Origin of the sequence: Allostella sp. (assembly GCF_041913585.1) — a bacterium.
Lineage (GTDB): Bacteria > Pseudomonadota > Alphaproteobacteria > ATCC43930 > Allostellaceae > Allostella.
Window position 1 is genome coordinate 1 of sequence record NZ_JAYSFE010000204.1, and the last position, 5,015, is coordinate 5,015.

7 protein-coding genes are annotated in these 5,015 nt (G+C 72.9%); 6 read left to right on the forward strand and 1 reads right to left on the reverse strand.

The genetic code is table 11. The annotated features are described in order from the left end of the window. Positions 1-215, forward strand: a 215-nt coding sequence (locus tag ACE3Q3_RS22785; protein ID WP_374449893.1) for an oligopeptide/dipeptide ABC transporter ATP-binding protein, incomplete at its 5' end; no start/stop codon positions are given. Positions 216-416: 201 nt separating this feature from the next. Here ACE3Q3_RS22785 and ACE3Q3_RS22790 read toward each other — a convergent pair. Then, entirely contained in the window at positions 417-662 is a 246-nt protein-coding gene (locus ACE3Q3_RS22790) for a hypothetical protein (RefSeq protein WP_374449894.1), read from the reverse strand. Positions 663-981: 319 nt separating this feature from the next. On the opposite strand from ACE3Q3_RS22790, the gene ACE3Q3_RS22795 reads away from it, so the two are divergent. The 5 genes from ACE3Q3_RS22795 to ACE3Q3_RS22815 form a co-directional block, all read left to right on the forward strand. Next, the gene (locus ACE3Q3_RS22795) at positions 982-1,845 is read left to right on the forward strand and encodes an urease accessory protein UreD (RefSeq protein WP_374449896.1); all 864 of its coding nucleotides are present in this window, start codon (positions 982-984) and stop codon (positions 1,843-1,845) included. 61 nt (positions 1,846-1,906) lie between these two features. Continuing rightward, complete coding sequence (locus ACE3Q3_RS22800; protein ID WP_374449898.1) at positions 1,907-2,527, forward strand: urease subunit gamma; 621 nt, start codon at positions 1,907-1,909, stop codon at positions 2,525-2,527. Next, the gene (ureC, locus tag ACE3Q3_RS22805; RefSeq protein WP_374449900.1) at positions 2,527-4,236 is read left to right on the forward strand and encodes an urease subunit alpha; all 1,710 of its coding nucleotides are present in this window, start codon (positions 2,527-2,529) and stop codon (positions 4,234-4,236) included. Before ACE3Q3_RS22800 ends, ureC begins: the two co-directional genes overlap by 1 nt. A 12-nt stretch (positions 4,237-4,248) precedes the next feature. Next, on the forward strand, positions 4,249-4,818 hold the full coding sequence (locus tag ACE3Q3_RS22810) for an urease accessory protein UreE (RefSeq protein WP_374449902.1): 570 nt from the start codon (positions 4,249-4,251) through the stop codon (positions 4,816-4,818). Beyond that, positions 4,799-5,015, forward strand: a 217-nt coding sequence (locus ACE3Q3_RS22815; RefSeq protein ID WP_374449904.1) for an urease accessory protein UreF, incomplete at its 3' end; no start/stop codon positions are given. The genes ACE3Q3_RS22810 and ACE3Q3_RS22815, both read left to right, overlap by 20 nt.

Consider the following 5,015-nt stretch of genomic DNA (forward strand, 5'->3'; position numbering starts at 1 on the left):
TCCGCCAGCACGCGGCGACCGCGCGCGACAAGGCGAAGGGCGAGATCGCGAGCGCGCTCAACCCGCCGTCGGGCTGTCATTTCCACCCCCGCTGCCCGCTGCGCCAGGACCGCTGCACGGTCGAGGCGCCGCGCCTCGACCCGGTCACCGCCGGCCATGGGGACGTCGGCCACTGGGCCGCCTGCCACTTCGCCGACCGCGTCGGAACGGCCTGATCCCCGCGTCCCCGCCGGACATGGAGAAGGGGCGGCCGCGCTGGCGCGCTGCCGGGCCCCGCCCCCCAGGCCGCCGCCGGCGTCCCCCGGGCCTGCCCCCCGCCCCCCCGCGGTACTGGGCGTGGGGGGGGCGGCGTGGGCGCGCGCCCCCCCCTCTCCCCGGCCGTCGCCTCCGGGGGCGGGCCCGACGGCGGAGGTTCGTTACCGCCAGGCCGGGCGGCCGAGATTGACGTCCCGCGGCGAGGTCAGGGCGCCCGCCGCGGCGCCGGCCGCGCCGCCCAGGACCGCGCCGCCGAGCACGCTGCCGCCGGTCAGGCCGCCGATGGCGGCACCGCCGGCCGCGCCGAGCGCGCCGCCGCTGAGGGCACGGTCGCCCTGCGAGTAGCCGCAGGCGGAAAGGGCGAGAACGCCGGCGACGAGGACACCGGCCGTCGAGAACTTCTTCATGATAACCTCCTTCGATGACCTTCGTACGGAGCAAAACGCTGGAATATCGGCGGAAAAGTGGCAGCACCGGAGCGCTGTCGGGGCAATTTCCGTGCAGGCTCTCATCCGTACGCCGACGCTTCTCCTTGGTACGACTTCGAACCTTTGAAGGCGGGCCGACGGCGCCTTCCGCAGGCGATGCCGCTTTCGGCCCGGACCTCCGACTGCCCGACTGGCCATTTCAACGGCCGGGAGATCGCCGCGGTTCCATCGGCGCCCGGGAATTCCCCGGAAGAGCGCGGCCTGTCGGCGGCCGGGGCCCCGATGGTAGGGTGCGGCGATGCGTTCCGCGCCGCTCCCGTCCACCGCTCTCCCGACCCGTCTCCAGCGATCCGATGGCCGTGGCCGGCTGCGCTTCGTCACGGCCGGCGGCCGCACCCAGCCGACCGGCCTCTTCCAGAGCGACCCGGTGCGCTTTCTCTTCCCGCTGCCGGAGCGGGGCGAACCGCTGCCGGCGATCCTCGTCACCACGTCGGGCGGGTTGGCCGGCGGCGACCGGATCCGCCTCGACCTCGCGGCCGAAGCCGGTTCCGTCGCGACCGTCGCCACCCAGGCGGCGGAGAAGGTCTATCGCTCGGCCGGCGAGGACACGCGCTTCGCCGTCGCGGTGCGCGTCGCGCGTGGCGCCTGGTTCGAGTGGCTGCCGCAGGAGGCGATCCTCTTCGACGGCGCGCGGCTGGTCCGGACGACCGAGGTCGACGTCGATGCCGGCGGCCGGCTCCTGGCGCTGGAGATGCTCGTCTTCGGGCGTCGGGCCCGCGGCGAGGTGTTGGCCACCGGGATGCTGCGCGACGACTGGCGCGTGCGCATCGATGGGCGCCTCGCCTGGGCCGATGCGCTGCGCCTGACGGAGCCGCTCGCCGCCGCCTTCGCCGCGCGCGCCGGTCTCGACGGGGCGGCGGCGATGGCGACGCTGCTGCTCGTCGGCGAGGGCGGGGCGGCCGCACGCGATGCGGTGCGCGCCGTCGCGGACGAGCGCCCGGAGGTCCGGATCGGCGCCTCCGTCGTCGGGCCGGTCATGGTTGCCCGATTTCTGGGCAGGGATGCCCGCGCATTGCGCGACGCGGTGCTCGCTGCCGCCGGCCGCGTCCGCAACCGGCTTGCCGGCCTGCCGGAGCGCCTGCCGGAACTGTGGTACGGATGATGCAGTCCGCCCGGCGGGTCCGAGGGAGTCGGCGGGTGCGTGGGGAGGGGAACGATCGGGCATGAACCTGACGCCTAGGGAACGCGAGAAGCTCCTGGTCGCGATGGCGGCCATGGTCGCCCGGCGGCGCCTCGAACGCGGCGTCCGGCTGAACCACCCCGAGGCGGTGGCGCTCATCACCGACTTCGTCGTCGAGGGCGCGCGCGACGGCCGCAGCGTCGCCGACCTGATGGCGGCCGGCGCCGACCTGCTGACGCCCGAGCAGGTGATGGAGGGGGTGCCCGAGATGATCCACGAGATCCAGGTCGAGGCGACCTTTCCCGACGGCACCAAGCTGGTCACCGTGCATCGGCCGATCCGGCTCGGCACCCCGGCCGCGGTGCCGGGCGAGGTGGTGACGGCCGACGGCGACATCGTCATGAACGCGGGGCTGCCGACGGTGACGCTCGACGTCGCCAACACCGGCGACCGGCCGATCCAGGTCGGCAGCCACTATCACTTCCACGAAACCAACGCCGCCCTGTCCTTCGACCGCGAGAAGGCGCGCGGCTGCCGGCTCGACATCCCGGCCGGCACCGCCGTCCGCTTCGAGCCGGGTCAGACCCGCTCCGTCACCCTGGTGCCGTTCGGCGGCGACCGGGTCGCGATCGGCTTCCGCGGCCTCGTCGACGGACCGCTCTGATGGCGGTCCGGCGTACCCGCCGCGGCTATGCCGCGATGTTCGGACCGACGGTCGGCGACCGCGTCCGGCTCGCCGACACCGACCTCTTCATCGAGGTCGAGCGCGACCACACGATCTATGGCGAGGAGGTGAAGTTCGGCGGCGGCAAGGTGATCCGCGACGGCATGGGCCAGGGCCAGCGCACCAGCGCCCAGGGCGTCGTCGACACGGTCATCACCAACGCCCTCATCCTCGACCATCAGGGGGTGGTGAAGGCCGACATCGGCATCAAGGACGGGCGCATCGCCGCCATCGGAAAGGCCGGCAACCCCGACACCCAGCCGGGCGTCACCATCGTCGTCGGCGCCGGCACCGAGGTCATCGCCGGCGAGAACAAGATCGTGACGCCGGGCGGCTTCGACGCCCATATCCACTTCATCTGCCCGCAGCAGATCGAGGAGGCGCTGATGTCGGGCATCACCACGATGCTCGGCGGCGGCACCGGTCCCGCGGCCGGCACCAGCGCCACCACCTGCACGCCCGGCCCCTGGCACATGATGCGCATCCTGCAGGCGGCCGAGGCCTTTCCGGTCAATCTCGGCTTCGTCGGCAAGGGCAACGCCAGCCGGCGGGCGCCGCTCGAGGAGCAGATCCTGGCCGGGGCCTGCGGCCTCAAGCTGCACGAGGACTGGGGGACGACGCCGGCCGCCATCGACACCGCGCTCACGGTCGCCGACGCGATGGACGTGCAGGTCGCCATCCATACCGACACGCTGAACGAATCGGGCTTCGTCGAGACCACGGTGGCCGCCTTCAAGGGCCGCACCATCCACGCCTTCCACACCGAGGGCGCGGGCGGCGGCCACGCGCCCGACATCATCAAGGTGTGCGGCGAGGCGAACGTGCTGCCGTCCTCGACCAACCCGACCCGGCCCTACACCGTCAACACGGTCGACGAGCATCTCGACATGCTGATGGTCTGCCACCATCTCGACCCGCGCCTGCTCGAGGACGTGGCCTTCGCCGAGAGCCGCATCCGGCGCGAGACGATCGCGGCCGAGGACATCCTGCACGACATCGGCGCCTTCTCGATGATGTCGTCCGACAGCCAGGCGATGGGACGGGTCGGCGAGGTCGTCATCCGCACCTGGCAGACCGCCGACAAGATGAAGCGCCAGCGCGGCCGCCTGCCGGAGGAGACCGGCGACAACGACAATTTCCGCGCCCGCCGCTACATCGCCAAGTACACGATCAACCCGGCCGTCGCCCACGGCATGGCGCACGAGATCGGCTCGGTCACGCCGGGCAAGCTGGCCGACCTCGTCGTCTGGTCGCCCGCCTTCTTCGGGGTCAAGCCCGACATGGTGCTGAAGAGCGGCATGATCGCGGCCGCCCTGATGGGCGACCCCAACGCCTCGATCCCGACGCCGCAGCCGGTCTACCACCGGCCGATGTTCGGCGCCTTCGGGCGGGCGCTGGCCCATTCGTCGGTGGTCTTCGTCAGCCAGGCCGCGCTCGATGTCGGCATCGGCGAACGCTACGGCCTGTCGAAGCGGCTGGTCGCCGTGCGCGGCACGCGCGCGATCGGCAAGAAGGACATGGTGCTGAACGACCTGACGCCGAACATGCAGGTCGATCCCGAGACCTACGAGGTCCGCGCCGACGGCGAGGTCCTGACCTGCGAGCCGGCGACCGTGCTGCCGATGGCGCAGCGCTATTTCCTGTTCTGAAGGGGCCGGGCCATGCTGCGCGCGACCAGGGTCGAATCGCGGGGGAACTGGGACGAGACCAAGGTGGTCGACCGGGTCGTCCTCGATTTCGAGGACCGCTTCCGGCGGCGGGTGCGCCTGCGGGCAGAGAGCGGGCTGCTCTTCCTGCTCGACCTCGCGACGGCGACCGTGCTGGGTGACGGCGACGGGCTGGCGCTCGACGGCGGCGGCTTCGTGCGGGTGGTGGCCAAGCCCGAGCGGCTGGTCGCGGTGACGGCGGCGACGCCGGGCGGCCTCGCACGGCTCGCCTGGCACATCGGCAACCGCCACCTGCCGGCCGACATCGGCGCCGACCGCATCCTCATCCGCGACGACCACGTCATCGTCGACATGCTGCGCGGCCTGGGGGCGACGGTGGAGCCGGTCGAGGCGCCGTTCAATCCCGAGGGCGGCGCCTATGGCCAGCACAACCACGACCCGCGGCACCCGCACGGCCATGACCACGGCCATGACCACGGGGATGACCACGGGCACGATCACGCGCACGACGGCCACGGCCATTCCCATGGTCACGCCCACACCCGTGCCCGGTCCGCTGGCTGACGGGGGGGCGGCGGCGCTCTACCGGCTCCTCGCCTGGACCTCGCCCGCCTACCCGACCGGCGCCTTCAGCTACAGTCACGGCCTGGAATGGGCGGTCGAGGACGGGCTGGTCCGCGACCGCGCCGGGCTCGAAGCCTGGATCGCCCACGTCGTCGCTCACGGTGCCGGCTGGTCCGACGCCGTGCTCTTCGCCCATG

Coding starts and splice junctions, on each gene's coding strand:
- ACE3Q3_RS22790 (WP_374449894.1), bottom strand. CDS start 662: ATGAAGAAGTTCTCGACGGCCGGTGTCCTCGTCGCCGGCGTTCTCGCC.
- ACE3Q3_RS22795 (WP_374449896.1), top strand. CDS start 982: ATGCGTTCCGCGCCGCTCCCGTCCACCGCTCTCCCGACCCGTCTCCAG.
- ACE3Q3_RS22800 (WP_374449898.1), top strand. CDS start 1,907: ATGAACCTGACGCCTAGGGAACGCGAGAAGCTCCTGGTCGCGATGGCG.
- ureC (WP_374449900.1), top strand. CDS start 2,527: ATGGCGGTCCGGCGTACCCGCCGCGGCTATGCCGCGATGTTCGGACCG.
- ACE3Q3_RS22810 (WP_374449902.1), top strand. CDS start 4,249: ATGCTGCGCGCGACCAGGGTCGAATCGCGGGGGAACTGGGACGAGACC.